Source organism: Flaviaestuariibacter terrae, from assembly GCF_054777635.1.
The window spans coordinates 1372156-1388150 of the sequence record NZ_BAAHAL010000006.1 but is presented as its reverse complement, the minus strand read 5'-3'; the positions used below and the strand labels follow the sequence as shown (position 1 = coordinate 1388150).

Below are 15995 nucleotides of genomic sequence, written 5' to 3'. Positions count from 1 at the left end.
AAAACCCACCGGTTTCCCGGATTACCCGGTGTCGCATGGACCCGGTTGCTTACCTTTGCCGCCCATAAACGAAGGTTCGAATGAATTTTGACCGCAATACGATAATTGGCTTTGTATGCCTGGGACTGCTGTTTCTCGGTATGTTCCTATACACCAACCGCGAGCAGAAGGCCTACCAGGAGCAGAAGCGCATCCAGGACTCCATCGCCTTCTCCAAGCGTCCGAAGATCGACCCGGCGCAGGCCCGCCTCGATTCACTCCGCGCCGACTCGATGAACCGAATCGCCCAGACTGTGGGCCTCGACAGCCAGGTGCGTGGACCCGAGCAAACCTTCGTGGTCGAGAACAGCGTGATCCGCGTTACCTTCTCCACCCACGGCGGACAACCCAAGCTCGTGGAGCTCAAGAAGTTCAAGTCGTTCGACTCATCGCTGGTACGCCTTGGTGGCCAGCCCGGCGACCACTTCCAATACAAGATCACGAGCGGCGGACAGCCCGCACCCAATACGGAGCTCAATTACACGGCAAGCCCCGTTACCACGGCCGCCGACGGCAGCCAGCAGGTAAGCTTCCGGCTCAATACGCCCCGCGGCCCCGTCGTGCACCAGTTTGTGATCCCCAAGGATGATTACCTGATCGACTTCAACCTGCAGGTGCCGCAGGACCTGACCAAGGACGGTATGCTACCGGTGGAGTGGACCGAGGAAGCCGTGCAGGTGCAGAAAGACCTGACCTACGAGCGCCAGCAGTCTACGATCGCCTACCGCGAGGGCGGCGATTATGACGACTATAATGTATTCAAGGAAGGCCCGCATGCCTTCAGCAAGCCTGTTGGCTGGATCGCCGTGAAGCAGCAGTTCTTCAACAGCGCGCTCATCGCCCGCAACAATTTCGCTTCCGGCTCTGTCAGCTGGACGCCTCCTCCCTCCGAAGTCACGCCCGGCAACCACAGCATCGTGAAGGCCACGGCTGCCCTGCAGCTGCCCGTACAGGACGGCAAGGCCGCCCTCGCGCTCTACTACGGTCCAAACGATTACAAGCTCCTCAAGCGCTACGACAATGGCATGTCGAGCATGGTGAACCTTGGCGGCGGCATGTTTGCCTTCGTTAAATACCTGAACCGCTGGGTGATCCTCCCGGTGTTCGACCTGTTCCAGAAGCTCACGTCCAACATCGGCATCGCGATCCTCTTGCTGACGCTCTTCATCCGCCTCGTCATCTCGCCGCTGACCTACAAAAGCTACGTGAGCAGCGCCAAGATGAAGGCCCTGAAGCCCGAGATCGACAAGCTGAAGGAAAAGAACCCCGGCGACCAGCAGGCCCAGAGCATGGCGCAGATGCAGCTGTTCCGCGAGGCCGGCGTAAGCCCGCTCGGGGGCTGTCTCCCGGCGCTGGTGCAGATGCCGATCTTCATCGCGCTGTATAACTTCTTCAACTCGAACATCGCGGTACGCGGCAAAAGCTTCCTGTGGGCGGAAGACCTCTCGCGCTACGACAGCATCGTCAACTTCGGCTTCCACATTCCGCTGCTGGGCGACCACCTGAGTCTCTTCACCATCACCGCGGTACTGACGTCGCTGGCCATCTCGCTGTACAGCATGAGCATGACACCGACCCAAGACAACCCGATGATGAAGTACATGCCCTACATCTTCCCGGTGGTGATGCTCTTCTTCTTCAACAAGCTGCCCGCGGCCCTCACCTGGTACTATACCGTGTCCAACATCGTGACGCTGCTGCTGCAGTACCTCATTCAGAATTTCATCATCAACCACGAAAAGATCCTCGCACAGATCGAGGCCAACCGCCGCAAGCCCAAGAAAACCGGCGGCTGGGCCGAAAAGATGGCGCAAATGCAGGAACAGCAGAAGCGGATGCAGGATCAGCGCGATCGGAATAAGAAAGGATAAGAGAATATCGAATAACGAATATCGAATAACGAATATCGAATAACGAGAAGTGAAGGGGCTCCGGAAGGGGCCTCTTCCTGTTTACCAACCTTCCTGGACTTTTCTGAACGTTTCTAAACGTCCTGAACCTCTCTGAACCTCCTGAACCTTATCTAAACGTTCCCTGAACCTTCTATTGGTTTTTATTAACATTTTCCGCGGCCGATAACGCTCATCCGCAAAAGCAACTAACTTGTACCATCCTCTCGTCTAACTGTGGAGAACTACGATTATGAAAACTGTTTACGCATTCCTTACCTTATTGCTTTTCGGCACCGCGGTGCAGGCTCAGAAGAAACTTTCGGAGGCCACGATCTCCTATGATATCGTGATCAACACCGGCACCGAGCGCCCGCGCGCGGCCGACTTCCTCGACGGGGCCACCAACACGGTGTACCTCAAAGGCAACCGCAGCCGTACCGAAATGGTATCCTCCCTCGGCACCGAATCGAGCATCCTCGACGACGGCGCCCGGATGTATTACAACATCAAGGAGTACGGCGCCCAGAAATACATCATCAGGATGACGGAGGCCAACTGGAAAGAGGCTAACCGCCGCTACGAGGATGTACAGTTCAGCTTTACGAACGAAACGAAGACCATCCTGGGCTACAAGTGCCTGAAGGCGATCGGTCGCCTTTCCGACGGGTCCTCTTTCGTGGTCTGGTATACGCCCGACCTCGTACCCGAAAACAGGACCTTCCAGTACGTCAACCGCGGCCTGCCGGGTCTTGCCATGGAGTATGAATCGAACGTCGGCTCGCTGAAAGTGACCTATACCGTGTCGAAGATCAGCACAGGTCCCGTTCCGGCCGCCAAGTTCGAGCTGCCCAAATCCGGCTTCCGCGTGGTTTCCTACGAGGAAAGCAAGGGCCAGTAACGATAAGCCTATACCCACCGATAGGGCCCCGCAAGGGGCCTTTTTCGTAAGTTTTGAAGTCGGAAGTCGGAAGTCGGAAGTCGGAAAGTCGGATGTCTGATCTCTGATCTCTGATCTCGGATCTCGGATGTCGGATCTCGGATGTCGGATCTCGGATCTCGGATCTCGGATCTCGGATGTCGAGTCGGATGTATAGGCTAGGAGAGGACGGGCATAAAAAAATCCCCTCGACGGGGAAACAAATCAGACATCCTACATCCGAGATCAGCGACCTTCTTAGTAGGGGTTGAACTTCACCTTCTCGAGAAGCACCGGCTTCTTCTTGAGGGGAATGATGTAGGTGGTGTTGCCTTTCTGGTAGGTGACCGTCGTGGTCATCAGCTGGAAAGGCTGCGCCGTTTGCTCGAGCAGGCGGTCGGAAGAATAGGTGATGCCGCTGCGGAGCGAGAAACGGCCGCTACCGGCCTGCGGCGTTACCGACAGGAGGCGGTGCGTGGCCGTGCCACCCATTTGCAGGGGGTGCGCCTTACCATCGCCCAACGTAGCAAAAGCAGCAGCAGACAGGGCTACGAAGAGCAGCGTCAGCGCTTTTTTGCGTTTATGAGCGAATATGGAAGGAGTTTTTGCCATTTGCTTAACAAAGATAACGAAAAATATTAACATTTATGGTGCCAGATCGAAAATAATCCGGGAAATACTTTCCCCAGCCCATCCGCGGCGGTCGTTATGGCAGAGATAAAAACTTGGTCCCTTTTCTGCAATACTCTATATTGTACCTGATACCCAGTATGAATACAGATCCCCTGGAAAACGATAAGGAAACGCTCAAGGAGCTGCTGAAGCACTACGACAACCTGCGCTCCGGCCGCAGCTCCACTTTCCTCGAGGAAGAATCGTTCGAAAAGATCATCGACTACTTCGACGACCTCGAAGACTTCCCGAAGGCCCTGGAAGCCGCGGAGATCTCGATCGACTATTTCCCCTTTTCCGCATCCCTGTTGCTCCGGAAGGCCGATGTGCTGCTTTCCACGCGCAAGTACCACCAGGCCCTCGACGTCCTGGAAAAAGTAGAGCTCCTCGACGCCAACGATATCAACCTCTTTATCCTAAAGACCGATGCTTACCTGGCCCTCGACCAGCCAGGCCGCGCCGCCGAGCTCCTCGAGGAAGCCATCGAGCACTTTGAAGGGGAGGACAAGATCGAGCTCCTCTTCGAACTGGCCGATGTGTACGACGACTACGAGGAATTCGAGAAGGTCTTCGACTGCCTCAAGCTCCTGCTCCAGGAAGACCCGCTCAACGAGGAGGCCCTCTACAAGATCTGCTTCTGGGCCGACTTTACCGGCCGCTACGAGGAAAGCATCCGCCTCCACACCGGCATCATCGACGAGCATCCCTACAGCGAGCTGGCCTGGTTCAACCTCGCGGCCGCCTACCAGGGCCTCAAGCTGTACGAAAAAGCCATCGACGCGTACCAGTATGCGCTCGTGATCGACGAAAAATTCGACTTCGCCTACCGCAACATGGGCGATGCCTATATCCGCCTGCGTAAGTACCGCGAGGCCATCGAAGCCCTTGAGAAAGTGCTCGAGCTGTCGAAGCCCGAAGATGTTATTTACGAGGCGATCGGCCACTGCTACGACAAGCTCCGCAACTGGGCCCAGGCGCGCTTCAACTACCGGAAGGCCGTGCACCTTAATCCCGAGGACAGCCGCGTGCATTACAAGATCGCCTGTACGTACTACAACGAGCAGCAGTGGGCCTCCGCCGCCAAGCAGCTCGAAGCCGCGCTGCGCCTCAACCGCCAGCAAAACGAATACAACCTCCTCATGGGCGAGTGCCAGCTGCAGCTGGGCGCCTACAAGGAAGCGATCCATTACTTCTCCATCGTGGTGGGCAACAAGCCGCGCAACAAGAGCGGCTGGGAAGCGCTGATCCGCTGCCTTTACCAGGCGGAGTTTTACGACGAGGCACTGGTGCAGACCTACGCCGCCCTCGAGCAAACGGAACGCAAGCCGCTTTTCATCTACTACCTCGCCGCCGTGCAGATGGCTTTGGGTCAAAGCAAGGAAGCGCTGATCACCCTCGAGATGGCCCTGCAGGCCGGGCCCAAGCTGCTCAACCGCTTCGTGGCGCTTTGCCCCGAGCTGCTGCAAAACCAGCTCGTAGTGGATGTCATCGCCCGCAACAAGCGAAGCAAGAAGAAGTAGCCCCCGGTCCCCCGAAGGGGGCACTTTGGTAGAAGATTCCTTAGTTCTGAAATAATCCGAACGTTGTTTGATTTTAAAGCCCCGCGATCGGCGGGGCTTTCTATTGTAAAATAGTCACCGTTCAATAGTCAATTTTCAATAATCAGGAAGGCAGGAAGTGAAGCGGTACGCTATTGCACTTGACTATTGAGCATTGACTATTGAAAATTGAAAATTATCGCAGTAAGGCCTGTCTCAGGCAGAAAGTAACTGCGCCTAGTAAGGTGAACTTTCCGGCGACAGGGGCTTGGCCATCCCAGTTTCACCGCCAGCTTTTCGGGCATGCTTGCGCGCACTTTCTTACTTTTGCGCGCAATCCACCAAAACAGGGTCACATGAATTTCAACCTTTCGCAGATCCCCGAGCGTATCACCAAACCCCGCGCCTCCGGCCTGACCATGGTCATGGACAAGGGCCTGAGCATTGAAGAAGTAAAGAATTTCCTGAGTGTATCGGGACCTCATGTCGATATCGTGAAGCTGGGCTTCGGCACCTCCTTCGTGACCCCCAACCTCGAAGCGAAGCTGAAAGTATATGCCGATTACGGCATGCCGATTTATTTCGGCGGCACGCTGTTCGAAGCGTTCCTGATCCGCAACCAGTTTGAAGACTATATCGCCGTTTGCAAGAACTACAGCATCTCCTACATGGAGGTCAGCGACGGTTCCATCGAGATCCCGCATGCCGAGAAATGCGGCTACATCGAGAAGCTCACCGCGCACGGCACCGTACTCAGTGAGGTCGGTTCGAAGGACGCGGCCCATATCATTCCGCCCTACAAGTGGATCGAGCTGATGCGCGCCGAGCTCGAGGCAGGTGCCACCTACGTGATCGCCGAAGCCCGCGAGGCCGGCAACGTGGGCATCTACCGCGGCTCGGGCGAGGTACGCGAAGGTCTCGTCCAGGAGATCCTAACGCAGATCCCTGCCGAGAAGATCCTTTGGGAGGCTCCGCAAAAAGCGCAGCAGCTGTATTTCATCGAGCTGATCGGCTGCAACGTTAACCTCGGTAACATCGCCCCCAACGAGGTGCTTCCGCTTGAAGCGATGCGCATCGGTCTCCGTGGCGATACCTTTCACCTCTATCTCAACAAAGAAAACGCCTGATGCGGCGCTTCGGTCTCATCGGCCGGACGCTGAAGCATTCCTTTTCGAAGGGATACTTTACCGATAAATTTCTACAGGAAGGACGCAGCGATCATGTCTATGAGCTTTACGAGCTCGACACGATCGCTGCGTTTCCGTTTCTTATCCGGAAGCATCCCGATCTCGCCGGGCTCAACGTAACGATCCCGTACAAGAAGGAGATCCTGCCTTTCCTCGACTGGCTTCATCCCGACGTCCGGGCCATCGGCGCGGCCAATACGATCCGCCTCCAGAGCGGCCGCCTCGAGGGCTACAATACCGACTGGGTCGGGTTTCGCGACTCGCTGGCGCCGCTTCTTGGCAACAGCCTGCCCCGGGCGCTCGTTCTGGGCACCGGCGGCGCGGCGGCGGCGGTTCAATACGCCCTGCAGCAGATGGGCATCGCCTACAAATCGGTGTCACGGGAACGCACAGCCGAGAAACTTTCTTATGCCGACCTCGATGAATCCATCCTGTCGGAGCATCGGCTGATTATCAATACCACACCGCTCGGGACCTTTCCCGACATAGCCACCTACCCGCCGCTTCCCTACGAGGCGCTGACCACGGTGCACCTGCTGTACGACCTTGTGTACAATCCCGCGCTTACCGAATTTCTACGGAAAGGGCAGGAGCGGGGCGCCCGTACGAAGAATGGTTATGAGATGCTCGTCAACCAGGCTGAGGCTTCCTGGGAGATCTGGAACAGGTAATGGCGCATTGTCATCCTGAGCTTGTCGAAGGATGGGGTAAGGGGTAATAAAAGGTTACCGGGTAAGGTATGCGCGCGCCAGCCAACTTCACGCCACGAACTCCAAGCTACAAACTTTTTAACGCCGCTTCCGGCACCGCCACCACCTTGCGCGTACTGTAGTCGAAGCAGACCATCCCGGTTTTTGCCCGCGCGATCAGGGTCTTTCCCTCGTCTTTGCTGACGCGGTAATACAACTCGAAGCCAACGCGGGTCCATTCGGAGGCAGTGACCTCTATGCGCAGCGCATCGCCAAAGAACGCTTCGCCCTTGTATTCGATCGCCGAGTCGCTCATGATGAGGGAGGCGCCGAAGAACGCGAGCTCGGTGGCGCCGGCGGCCGCCAGGTACTGCATCCGGGCCTCGTGAAGCAGCCCGAGCAGCGCGTCGTTGCCGAGGTGATTGCCGTAATTGAGGTCGGTGACGCGGACGGGGATAGTGGTGGAAAACGTAAACTGGTCGGGGAGCTCGAGACGGAGACGGGCCATGCCTTACTTGGTTTTTTCAAGATCCTGCAGGCGCTCGATGAGGCCGCCGAAATCGGTGGTGACGGAGGAGGCCAGCTTTTCCTGGACGGCGCCGATGCTCACCTTGCAAAGGCTTTGCGTGAAGCCCGTGGCATGCTCGGCACAATCGACCACGGCCGATACTTTTTTGGAAAAGCGCACCGTACTGCCGTTGTTGTAGGAGCGTACCAGGTAGCGGTCTTCGTCAAGGGATGCGGTGGCAGCGGCTGCTTGCCCGGCGCCGGGATGGGCCGAGGCATAGACGTTGCGATTGACTCCCACAGGTGCCGCGAAGCCCGATCGGCCGGTCGGGTTGGCGCTTCGGGTGGCGGTCACCTGGCCACGCCGGGCGGCGGCGGCCTCATCAGGTGCTGTTACCGGTACCGATGCCATATCGTTGCCTGGGGCGGACGCCTCGGCGCTGTGCAGGGGAGCCGGGGTTGGCTCGGTAACGGGCGCCGCCGGGGTTTCCGTGCGTACCGCAACCGGCACTTCATTGGGCTTGCGGTTGAGCAGGAGCGCGGTACCGACAAGCACCGCGATCAGTACCGCTGCGGCGGCCATATAGGTGTAAAAGGTGCTGCGGCGGCGCGGCATAACTACGACCGGCGCGCTTTCCTCTGCGGGGACGGCGGCGTCGAGCTGTTGCTCGATGCGGTCCCAGAGGCCGGCGGGCGGGGGCGCCGTATAGGCTTGCAGGCGCTCGGCCACCGAAGCAGGATCCTGCTCCAGGGATTCTTCCACGCGGTTCCATACCTGCGGGGGAGGCGTTGCCTCGAATCGCTTTAACCGTTCTTGCCAGCTTTCTTTCATACTCAGGGAGCCTGTTTTTGTTTGTGATCCAGGTGCGTGCGCACGAGATCCTGTAAAATGGCCTTGGCCCGCGACAGCTGCGATTTGCTCGTGCCTTCGGAAATGCCGAGCAGCTCGCCGATCTGCTTGTGGGTGTAGCCCTCGACGACGTACATGTTGAATACCGAGCGGTAGCCGGGCGACAACTGCTGTACGAGGCCGATGATGTCTTTTTCCGCCAGACTGTCAAGCACCGTGAGGTAGTCCGACTCTACGGTCTCTTCCTCGCGCTCGCCAACCGGTTGGAGGTAGGTTTTGCGGCGGAAGTGCTCGATGGCGGTGTTCACGATGATCCGGCGGATCCAGCCCTCGAAAGAGCCGTCACCCCGGAAGGAGGTGATCTTGCTGAATACCTTCACAAAGCCTTCCTGCAGGATGTCCTCGGCCTCCTCGGATGTGCCGGCATAGCGCAGGCAAACACCGTACATCTTCGGCGCATAGCGCTCGTACAACTCCTTCTGGAGCTTCCGGTCGCCGTTGCGGCATCCCTCTACTAAGTCGCTTTCGGTGATCATTTGGTTGCGTCGGACGGCTCAGCCGTGCGGTATTTTATTGGGTTGTTGTCAAAAATGCTACCAGTTTATCAAGGGCCTTGCGTCGATGGCTGAAAAGGTTCTTTTCCGCCAGGGTCATTTCGGCGAAGCAGCGTCCATCGCCGCCTTCCGGAACAAAGACCGGGTCGTAGCCAAAGCCGCCGCTTCCGCTCGGGCGCCCGGCGATCCGGCCCGGGCAAATGCCTTCAAAGCTGTGGTAGGCGCCCTTCAAACATAAGCAAATAATGGTTCGGAAGCGGGCCGAGCGGTCGGGGCTCCCGGCCAGCTCGCGGAGCAGTTTATCGGTATTGGCCGACGGGGAGCGGTCGTCGCCGGCATAGCGGGCGCTGTGGACGCCCGGGGCGCCGCCAAGCGCGGTCACTTCCAGCCCGGTGTCCTCGCTGAAGCAATCCCCGCCGCTGAGCTCGTGGATCACCATGGCTTTCTCCCGGGCGTTGGCCTCGAGCGTATCGTACGGCTCGGGAATATCCCTGTCGATGCCGGCTTCCTGCAGCGAGAGAATCCGGAAACCGGCGGGCAACGCAGCGCGCAGTTCGGCCACTTTATGGGCGTTGTTGGTAGCGAAAATCAGGTCCACGTTTTTCACGTTTTACGTTTTAGGTTTTGGGTCTGGGTTTTACGTTTGGGTGGTAGCTGATGCGTTGAAAATCAACGGTCTGGGCGCTGGTAAGGGCATTGACGGCGGCAACCTAAAACGTAAAACCGAAAACGTCAGATGTTTTGATGTTATACGCCAAACATCTTTTTCAGCGCGAGCCAGAGCGCTTTCTTGAGCTCCTTGTCGGCGGCAATGGGGCCGAGCGCCGGGGCGTGCAGGTAGGTGCGGCCGGCGAGGGCCTGCACCTGGAAGGGCGGGAAGTTGGCGGGAAGCCCGAAATCAGCGGGTGTCAGGTCGAAGAGAAGCACTTGCCTTGCCTGCAGCGCCGCGCTCAAAGCGGGGCCGTCCGGGGCTTCGAGGCGCCGCCAGTTCACGATGGCCACGTCGCCCATGCCGAGGCTGCAGGCGCCCAAAACATTCGTTAAAAACGCGAGGTCTGCATCGCCCAGGTAGGGTGCGTCCCGGTCGGCAGTAACCACCAGGATACCCTTGCCGTTCTGGCCGAGGTAGGAGGGAAGGGCTGTTGCTGCGGCAGCCGGTGCGGCCGCTGCGGGGGCGGCTGCGGGCGCCGATTTCGGGGCCGCGGGGGCTGGCGGGCCGTGCCCTGCGGCTGTGCCCGGGGAGGCCAGCTCGACAAGGCTATTCGGGTATAATTCGGCCAGCTGGGCGCCGCTGAGCTGGATATGGTTGAGGTCCATCGGAAATATTTAGGAAGCGCCGATTCCGGCGGTTTTTTTCGTTTCTTTGCAGCGCTAAATTAAGTCATCCTTCCGGGTCGCTGCGCGTCTTCGCCCAAAGGTTTCTTAGTCCCGGCAAGTGCCCCTCGATTCTAAACACAAACGATATGCTTGCTTCAACTACTATGGACATTACGATTCACAAGGCCGAGCACACCAAGCTCAACGACCTCAACCTCGAGAACATTCCCTTTGGTAAATATTTCTCCGACCATATGCTGGAAGCGGACTACGAGAACGGCGAGTGGAAAAACGTCGAGATCAAGCCCTACCAGCCCCTGCTGCTGAGCCCGTCCATCGCGGCCCTGCACTACGGCCAGGCCATCTTCGAAGGCGTAAAAGCCTACAAGGATGCCAACGGCGAGGCCTTCATCTTCCGTCCGCAGGACAACTTCCGCCGCTTCAACGTATCGGCCGAGCGAATGCAGATGCCGCACGTTCCCGAGGACATCTTCATGGAAGGCATGAAGCAGCTCGTAGCCCTCGACAGCAGCTGGATTCCCAACAAGGAAGACCACTCCCTCTATATCCGCCCCTTCATGTTTTCCTCGGACGAGCTGATCGGCGTGCGTCCCTCGGAAACTTATAAGTTCATGATCCTGCTGAGCCCCACCGGCCCGTACTACAACGCGCCGATGCGGATCTACGTGGAGGAGCAATATGTGCGCGCCGTGCCCGGCGGTATCGGCTACGCCAAGGCGGCCGGAAACTACGGTGCGTCGATGTTCGCTACGGCCGAAGCCAAGAAAAAGGGCTACGACCAGGTGCTGTGGACCGACGCCTTCGAGCATAAGTACGTGCAGGAGATCGGCACCATGAACGTGATCTTCATCATCGGCAATAAGGCCGTTACGCCCGACCTGGGCGCCGGCACCATCCTCGCCGGTGTTACCCGCGACTCGGCTCTCACGTTGCTCCGCGAAGCCGGCTTCGAGATCGAGGAGCGCGCCATCTCCATCGACGAGCTCATCGAAGCCTACAAGGCCGGCCACCTGTTCGAGGTATTCGGAACGGGCACCGCGGCCACCATCTCCTACATCAAGGAGCTGCGCTACAAAGACTTCGTAATGACCTTCAACGTAGACCAGTGGAAGACCGCTCCGACCATCAAGAAGTGGCTCACCGACATCCGCGAAGGCCGCCGCGAAGACAAGTACGGCTGGATGATGCATGTGAAATAAGCAACCGGATCCCGGGTCTCCGGGACACGGAAACAGGAAATAAAAAAAGGTCGCGGAAGCGACCTTTTTGCTTCCCGGCGCCCCGGTTGCTGCCTGGAATCCGGGTGTTAATTGGCAGGAAAAATCAAAATTTTCAGTTTTTTCCCGCCTTTCTCTGGGTCAATCGAAAAATTTCCCGCTTCCGACTTCCGACTTCAAAACTTTTTTCCCTACCTTTGCCCTCCCAAAAATTGGGAATAAACAGAAGTTCGTAATGCCTACTATTCAGCAATTAGTTCGTAAAGGAAGAGAGATCATCCGCGCCAAGAGCAAATCCCGTGCTCTGGACAGCTGTCCCCAGCGCCGCGGCGTTTGCACGCGTGTTTATACGACAACCCCCAAGAAGCCGAACTCGGCCCTCCGTAAGGTTGCCAAAGTGCGCCTGACCAACAAGGTGGAAGTTATCGCCTACATCCCGGGTGAAGGCCACAACCTCCAGGAGCACTCCATCGTACTGATCCGCGGCGGTCGTGTAAAAGACCTGCCGGGTGTACGTTACCATATCGTTCGCGGTTCGCTCGATACTGCCGGTGTTAAAGACCGTAAGAAGAGCCGTTCCAAGTACGGTACGAAGAAAGAAAAAGCCGGCGCAAAGCCCGCTGGTAAGAAATAACCTGTCACGATTTAAATCCGATCAAGAAGCTCAGCACCGCGCCTGAGAACCTGCTGGTCGACCAATCAACATACTATGCGTAAAGCACAAGCCAAAAAACTCCCGCTCGCTCCGGACCCGCGTTACAACGACAAGCTGGTCACCCGTTTTGTCAACAACATCATGTGGGAAGGCAAGAAGAGCGTCGCTTTCGAAATTTTCTACGACGCCATGGAAAAGGTGGGCAAATCCACCGGTGAAGACGGTTACGAGATCTGGAAGAAAGCCCTCCAGAACGTTACCCCGGCCGTAGAGGTGCGCAGCCGCCGTATCGGTGGCGCTACCTTCCAGATTCCTTCGGAAGTACGTCCCGACCGTAAGATCTCCCTCTCCATGAAGTGGCTGATCCGCTACAGCCGCGAGCGCAACGGCCGTTCGATGGCCGACAAGCTGGCCAACGAGATCGTAGCCGCTGCCAAGGGTGAAGGTGCCGCTTTCAAGAAGAAAGAAGACACCCACCGTATGGCCGAAGCCAACAAGGCTTTCGCTCACTTCAAAGTATAACGTAAGGCATTCGATATACGAACAGGAAAGGCTCCGCATCGCGGGGCCTTTCTATTTCCGGCCTGGCTGCAGAAGCCAATAAAAAAGGCCCGCGTTGCGGGCCTTTCGTATGCAGGGAAGCGTTCTTACATTTCCTCGGCGGTATCCGTGGAGCCACCACCGCCGCCAACGTCGCTCGAGCGGGTGCCCGTGGCGTCTCCGCCCAGGATATCGGTCGACTGGTCGGTTGTCATCGAGGAGGACGATGTGCTGCTCTCCAGGCCGTCGCTATTTACACTGCGTGTTTGTTCGGAGTCGTTGAACGCGCTTGAGTTGCTGCTCCGGCCGTTGCTGCCGCTGCTGTAGCGCTGGTTGCTGCGCGAGCCGGCATTGCTGCGGCTGCTGCCACCGGTGCTGCTGCGGCCGGATGTGGCTGCCTTGCGGGGCGCGCTTTTCGCAGCTGCGGACTGTCCGCTTTTTTTGGCGGCTGCCTTCTTAGCCGGGGCGGCCTTTTTTGCGGGAGCTGCTTTCTTGGCGGCGCCTTTTTTAGCCGGGGCGGCCTTTTTGGGGGCTGCTTTTTTCGCGGCCTTTTTGGGTGCTGCTTTTTTTGCTGCGGCTTTTTTTACGGGAGCTGCTTTCTTGGCGGCGCCTTTTTTAGCCGGGGCGGCCTTTTTGGGGGCTGCTTTTTTCGCTGCCTTCTTGGGGGCTGCTTTCTTGGCTACGGATTTTTTGATGGCTGATTTTTTGGAAGCTGCTTTTTTCGGAGCGGCCTTCTTGGCTGCCTTTTTCGGAGCGGCTTTTTTCGCTGCCTTCTTCGGGGCGGCCTTCTTGGCGGTTGAGCGTCCGCCTCGGGAAGCGGCTGCTTTTTTCGGAGCGGCTTTCTTGGCCGCGCCCTTCTTGGCCGCGGCTTTTTTGGGAGCAGCTTTCTTGCTTGCTTTTGCCATGTTTAATGGGTTTTGAAGTGGGGTGAACAATTTCCTGATCGAAAATTACAACAGTGTAAATGATTTGCAAAAATTATGCACAGCCATGCGCTGTGGATCAGGAGGCCAAAACAGGGCGCTGAGCCCCGGCCGGTTTAACCAAACATTGTTTATCCACATGTGGCCCGTGCGCTCTTTTTCACTAACTTTGCGAACCCGAAAAGAGGTTTCAGAAAAAAATTCTTTCAATTCAATAAAAATGGCAGACTTAAGATTTCAACGCAACTTTGGTATTGCCGCGCACATCGATGCCGGTAAGACCACCACAACCGAGCGTATCCTGCGCTACACCGGTATGATCCACAAGATTGGTGAAGTACACGATGGCGCCGCTACCACCGACTGGATGGAGCAGGAAAAAGAGCGCGGTATCACCATTACTTCGGCCGCCGTAAGCTGCCAGTGGAACTTCCCGACCGTAAAAGGTAAGGCCGACGCCAACACCAAAAAGTACTACTTCAACATCATCGATACCCCGGGTCACGTGGACTTCACCGTAGAGGTGGAGCGCTCCATGCGTGTACTCGACGGTCTGATCGCCCTGTTTTCCGCAGTGGACGGCGTTGAGCCCCAGTCGGAAACCGTATGGCGCCAGGCCAACCGTTACAACGTTCCCCGTATCGGCTTCGTCAACAAGATGGACCGCTCGGGTGCCGACTTCCTCATGGTCGTGAAGCAGGTGCGCGAAATGCTGGGTTCGAAAGCCGTTCCCCTGCAGCTCCCCATCGGTGCCGAAGACGACTTCAAAGGCGTTGTGGACCTGATCAAAATGAAAGGCATCATCTGGCACATGGAGACCGAAGGCATGACCTTCGACGAGATCGAAGTGCCGGCTGATATGATCGACGAAGCCAACGAGTGGCGCGCTGCCCTCGTGGAGGCTGTTGCCGAATACGACGATAAGCTGATGGAGAAATTCTTCGACGACCCGAATTCCATCACGGAAGACGAGATGCACGAAGCCATCCGCAAGGCGACGATCGACCTGAGCATCGTTCCGATGATGTGCGGTTCCTCGTTCAAGAACAAGGGTGTACAGACGGCCCTCGACGCCGTTTGCCGCTACCTGCCTTCGCCGGTTGACATCGAAGCCGTAAAAGGTACCAACCCCGATACGGGTGAAGAAGAGGTTCGCAAGCCGCTCGCTACCGAGCCTTTCGCGGCCCTTGCCTTCAAAATCATGACCGATCCCTTCGTGGGCCGTCTCGCCTTCTTCCGGGTTTACTCGGGCCATCTGGACGCAGGTTCTTATGTGCTCAACGTACGCAGCGGCAAGAAAGAGCGTATCTCGCGTATCATGAAGATGTTCGCCAACAAGCAGAACCCGATCGACTTCATCGAAGCCGGTGATATCGGTGCCGCCGTTGGTTTCAAGGAAATCAAGACCGGTGATACCCTCTGCCACGAAGATCACCCGATCACCCTCGAGAACATGTTCATCCCCGAGCCGGTAATCGCCATCGCCATCGAGCCGAAAACCCAGGCCGACGTGGACAAGATGGGTATGGCCATCTCGAAGCTCATTGAAGAAGATCCCACACTCCGTGTAAATACGGATGAAGATACCGGCCAGACCATCCTTCGCGGAATGGGTGAGCTGCACCTCGAGATCATCGTTGACCGTATGCGTCGTGAGTTCAAGGTGGAAGTAAACCAGGGTGCGCCCCAGGTTGCTTACAAAGAGGCCTTCACCAAGAACGTTGAGCACCGTGAGACGCTGAAGAAGCAGACCGGTGGTCGTGGTAAGTTCGCCGACATCATCTTCGAGCTCGGACCGATCGACGAGGAGTTCGCAAAAGAGAACCCCGACAAGAAGTACCAGTTCGTGAACGACCTGTTCGGTGGCTCGATCCCCCGCGAATTCGTTCCTTCGATCCAGAAGGGTTTCGAAAGCGCCATGGGCACCGGTGTTCTCGCCGGCTACCCGCTCGACAACATGAAAGTTCGTGTGTACGACGGTTCCTTCCACGCAGTTGACTCCGACGCCATGTCGTTCGAACTCTGCGCCAAGCAAGGCTTCCGTGAGGCCGGCCGCAAGTGCAAGCCCGTACTGCTCGAGCCGATCATGAAAGTGGAAGTGATCACCCCCGCCCAGTACATGGGTGACGTTACCGGTGACCTCAACCGCCGCCGCGGTATGATGGAAGGCATGGACAGCCGTGCCGGCGCCGAGGTGATCAAGGCGAAGGTTCCCCTGAGCGAAATGTTCGGCTACGTGACGCAGCTCCGCTCGCTGTCGTCGGGTCGCGCTTCTTCGACCATGGAATTCTCGCACTACGCACCCGCCCCGACCAACATCGCCGAAGAGGTGATCGCGAAGAACAAGGGCAAGGTGAAGATCGACGAATAATCGCTTTTGCTTATAGTGAGTGAGCCCCCGTCCGAAAGGATGGGGGCTCTTTGTTTTGGAGAATATCGAATATCGAATATCGAATATCGATGTAAGGGAACCTGCAT

At 57.4% G+C, this 15995-nt stretch carries 16 protein-coding genes; 9 read left to right on the top strand and 7 right to left on the bottom strand.

The genetic code is table 11. From position 1 onward, the window contains the following. Positions 1 to 80 precede the first annotated feature (80 nt). Positions 81 to 1910, top strand: a complete 1830-nt coding sequence (gene yidC / locus ACYU7Z_RS06880; protein WP_460568727.1) for a membrane protein insertase YidC — start codon at positions 81 to 83, stop codon at positions 1908 to 1910. A gap of 271 nt (positions 1911 to 2181) precedes the next feature. After that, positions 2182 to 2829, top strand: coding sequence for a hypothetical protein (locus tag ACYU7Z_RS06875; RefSeq protein WP_460568725.1), 648 nt, complete (start codon positions 2182 to 2184; stop codon positions 2827 to 2829). A gap of 276 nt (positions 2830 to 3105) precedes the next feature. On the opposite strand, the gene ACYU7Z_RS06870 is transcribed toward ACYU7Z_RS06875, so the two are convergent. Beyond that, positions 3106 to 3459, bottom strand: coding sequence for a hypothetical protein (locus tag ACYU7Z_RS06870; RefSeq protein ID WP_460568723.1), 354 nt, complete (start codon positions 3457 to 3459; stop codon positions 3106 to 3108). Positions 3460 to 3617: 158 nt separating this feature from the next. Here ACYU7Z_RS06870 and ACYU7Z_RS06865 point away from each other — a divergent pair, with 158 nt between their 5' ends. From ACYU7Z_RS06865 to ACYU7Z_RS06855, 3 genes are all read left to right on the top strand, one after another. Beyond that, positions 3618 to 5039: a tetratricopeptide repeat protein gene (locus tag ACYU7Z_RS06865; protein ID WP_460568721.1), complete on the top strand. Its 1422-nt coding sequence runs from the start codon at positions 3618 to 3620 to the stop codon at positions 5037 to 5039. Between the two features lie 374 nt (positions 5040 to 5413). Then, positions 5414 to 6184, top strand: coding sequence for a phosphosulfolactate synthase (locus ACYU7Z_RS06860; RefSeq protein WP_460568719.1), 771 nt, complete (start codon positions 5414 to 5416; stop codon positions 6182 to 6184). Then, complete coding sequence (locus ACYU7Z_RS06855) at positions 6184 to 6915, top strand: shikimate dehydrogenase family protein (RefSeq protein ID WP_460568717.1); 732 nt, start codon at positions 6184 to 6186, stop codon at positions 6913 to 6915. The genes ACYU7Z_RS06860 and ACYU7Z_RS06855 overlap by 1 nt, the downstream gene beginning before the upstream one ends. 106 nt (positions 6916 to 7021) lie before the next feature. Here the strand turns inward: ACYU7Z_RS06855 and ACYU7Z_RS06850 are convergent, their stop codons facing one another. The 5 genes from ACYU7Z_RS06850 to ACYU7Z_RS06830 form a co-directional block, all read right to left on the bottom strand. Beyond that, positions 7022 to 7441, bottom strand: coding sequence for an acyl-CoA thioesterase (locus ACYU7Z_RS06850; protein WP_460568715.1), 420 nt, complete (start codon positions 7439 to 7441; stop codon positions 7022 to 7024). A gap of 3 nt (positions 7442 to 7444) precedes the next feature. After that, positions 7445 to 8272, bottom strand: a complete 828-nt coding sequence (locus tag ACYU7Z_RS06845) for a hypothetical protein (protein WP_460568713.1) — start codon at positions 8270 to 8272, stop codon at positions 7445 to 7447. 2 nt (positions 8273 to 8274) lie between these two features. Next, on the bottom strand, positions 8275 to 8826 hold the full coding sequence (locus ACYU7Z_RS06840) for an RNA polymerase sigma factor (RefSeq protein ID WP_460568711.1): 552 nt from the start codon (positions 8824 to 8826) through the stop codon (positions 8275 to 8277). Positions 8827 to 8860: 34 nt separating this feature from the next. Continuing rightward, positions 8861 to 9442, bottom strand: coding sequence for an RdgB/HAM1 family non-canonical purine NTP pyrophosphatase (gene rdgB, locus ACYU7Z_RS06835; RefSeq protein ID WP_460568709.1), 582 nt, complete (start codon positions 9440 to 9442; stop codon positions 8861 to 8863). Between the two features lie 149 nt (positions 9443 to 9591). Further along, entirely contained in the window at positions 9592 to 10161 is a 570-nt protein-coding gene (locus tag ACYU7Z_RS06830) for a hypothetical protein (protein WP_460568706.1), read from the bottom strand. Between the two features lie 164 nt (positions 10162 to 10325). Between ACYU7Z_RS06830 and ACYU7Z_RS06825 the strand changes: the two genes are divergently transcribed. From ACYU7Z_RS06825 to rpsG, 3 genes are all read left to right on the top strand, one after another. Further along, positions 10326 to 11381: a branched-chain amino acid transaminase gene (locus ACYU7Z_RS06825; protein ID WP_460568704.1), complete on the top strand. Its 1056-nt coding sequence runs from the start codon at positions 10326 to 10328 to the stop codon at positions 11379 to 11381. Between the two features lie 67 nt (positions 11382 to 11448). After that, positions 11449 to 12033 (top strand): 30S ribosomal protein S12, encoded by a 585-nt coding sequence (rpsL, locus tag ACYU7Z_RS06820; protein WP_460568702.1) that lies wholly within the window; start codon positions 11449 to 11451, stop codon positions 12031 to 12033. A 75-nt stretch (positions 12034 to 12108) separates the two neighbouring features. Next, on the top strand, positions 12109 to 12576 hold the full coding sequence (rpsG, locus tag ACYU7Z_RS06815; RefSeq protein WP_460568700.1) for a small ribosomal subunit protein uS7: 468 nt from the start codon (positions 12109 to 12111) through the stop codon (positions 12574 to 12576). Between the two features lie 125 nt (positions 12577 to 12701). On the opposite strand, the gene ACYU7Z_RS06810 is transcribed toward rpsG, so the two are convergent. Continuing rightward, the gene (locus ACYU7Z_RS06810) at positions 12702 to 13499 is read right to left on the bottom strand and encodes a hypothetical protein (RefSeq protein ID WP_460568698.1); all 798 of its coding nucleotides are present in this window, start codon (positions 13497 to 13499) and stop codon (positions 12702 to 12704) included. Between the two features lie 238 nt (positions 13500 to 13737). On the opposite strand from ACYU7Z_RS06810, the gene fusA reads away from it, so the two are divergent. Then, positions 13738 to 15888, top strand: coding sequence for an elongation factor G (gene fusA / locus ACYU7Z_RS06805; RefSeq protein ID WP_460568696.1), 2151 nt, complete (start codon positions 13738 to 13740; stop codon positions 15886 to 15888). Positions 15889 to 15995 lie beyond the last annotated feature (107 nt).

What these genes read in the sequence shown, in the direction of transcription:
- yidC (WP_460568727.1), top strand. Translation starts at nt 81, where the DNA reads ATGAATTTTGACCGCAATACGATAATTGGCTTTGTATGCCTGGGACTG.
- ACYU7Z_RS06875 (WP_460568725.1), top strand. Translation starts at nt 2,182, where the DNA reads ATGAAAACTGTTTACGCATTCCTTACCTTATTGCTTTTCGGCACCGCG.
- ACYU7Z_RS06870 (WP_460568723.1), bottom strand. Translation starts at nt 3,459, where the DNA reads ATGGCAAAAACTCCTTCCATATTCGCTCATAAACGCAAAAAAGCGCTG.
- ACYU7Z_RS06865 (WP_460568721.1), top strand. Translation starts at nt 3,618, where the DNA reads ATGAATACAGATCCCCTGGAAAACGATAAGGAAACGCTCAAGGAGCTG.
- ACYU7Z_RS06860 (WP_460568719.1), top strand. Translation starts at nt 5,414, where the DNA reads ATGAATTTCAACCTTTCGCAGATCCCCGAGCGTATCACCAAACCCCGC.
- ACYU7Z_RS06855 (WP_460568717.1), top strand. Translation starts at nt 6,184, where the DNA reads ATGCGGCGCTTCGGTCTCATCGGCCGGACGCTGAAGCATTCCTTTTCG.
- ACYU7Z_RS06850 (WP_460568715.1), bottom strand. Translation starts at nt 7,441, where the DNA reads ATGGCCCGTCTCCGTCTCGAGCTCCCCGACCAGTTTACGTTTTCCACC.
- ACYU7Z_RS06845 (WP_460568713.1), bottom strand. Translation starts at nt 8,272, where the DNA reads ATGAAAGAAAGCTGGCAAGAACGGTTAAAGCGATTCGAGGCAACGCCT.
- ACYU7Z_RS06840 (WP_460568711.1), bottom strand. Translation starts at nt 8,826, where the DNA reads ATGATCACCGAAAGCGACTTAGTAGAGGGATGCCGCAACGGCGACCGG.
- ACYU7Z_RS06830 (WP_460568706.1), bottom strand. Translation starts at nt 10,161, where the DNA reads ATGGACCTCAACCATATCCAGCTCAGCGGCGCCCAGCTGGCCGAATTA.
- ACYU7Z_RS06825 (WP_460568704.1), top strand. Translation starts at nt 10,326, where the DNA reads ATGGACATTACGATTCACAAGGCCGAGCACACCAAGCTCAACGACCTC.
- rpsG (WP_460568700.1), top strand. Translation starts at nt 12,109, where the DNA reads ATGCGTAAAGCACAAGCCAAAAAACTCCCGCTCGCTCCGGACCCGCGT.
- ACYU7Z_RS06810 (WP_460568698.1), bottom strand. Translation starts at nt 13,499, where the DNA reads ATGGCAAAAGCAAGCAAGAAAGCTGCTCCCAAAAAAGCCGCGGCCAAG.
- fusA (WP_460568696.1), top strand. Translation starts at nt 13,738, where the DNA reads ATGGCAGACTTAAGATTTCAACGCAACTTTGGTATTGCCGCGCACATC.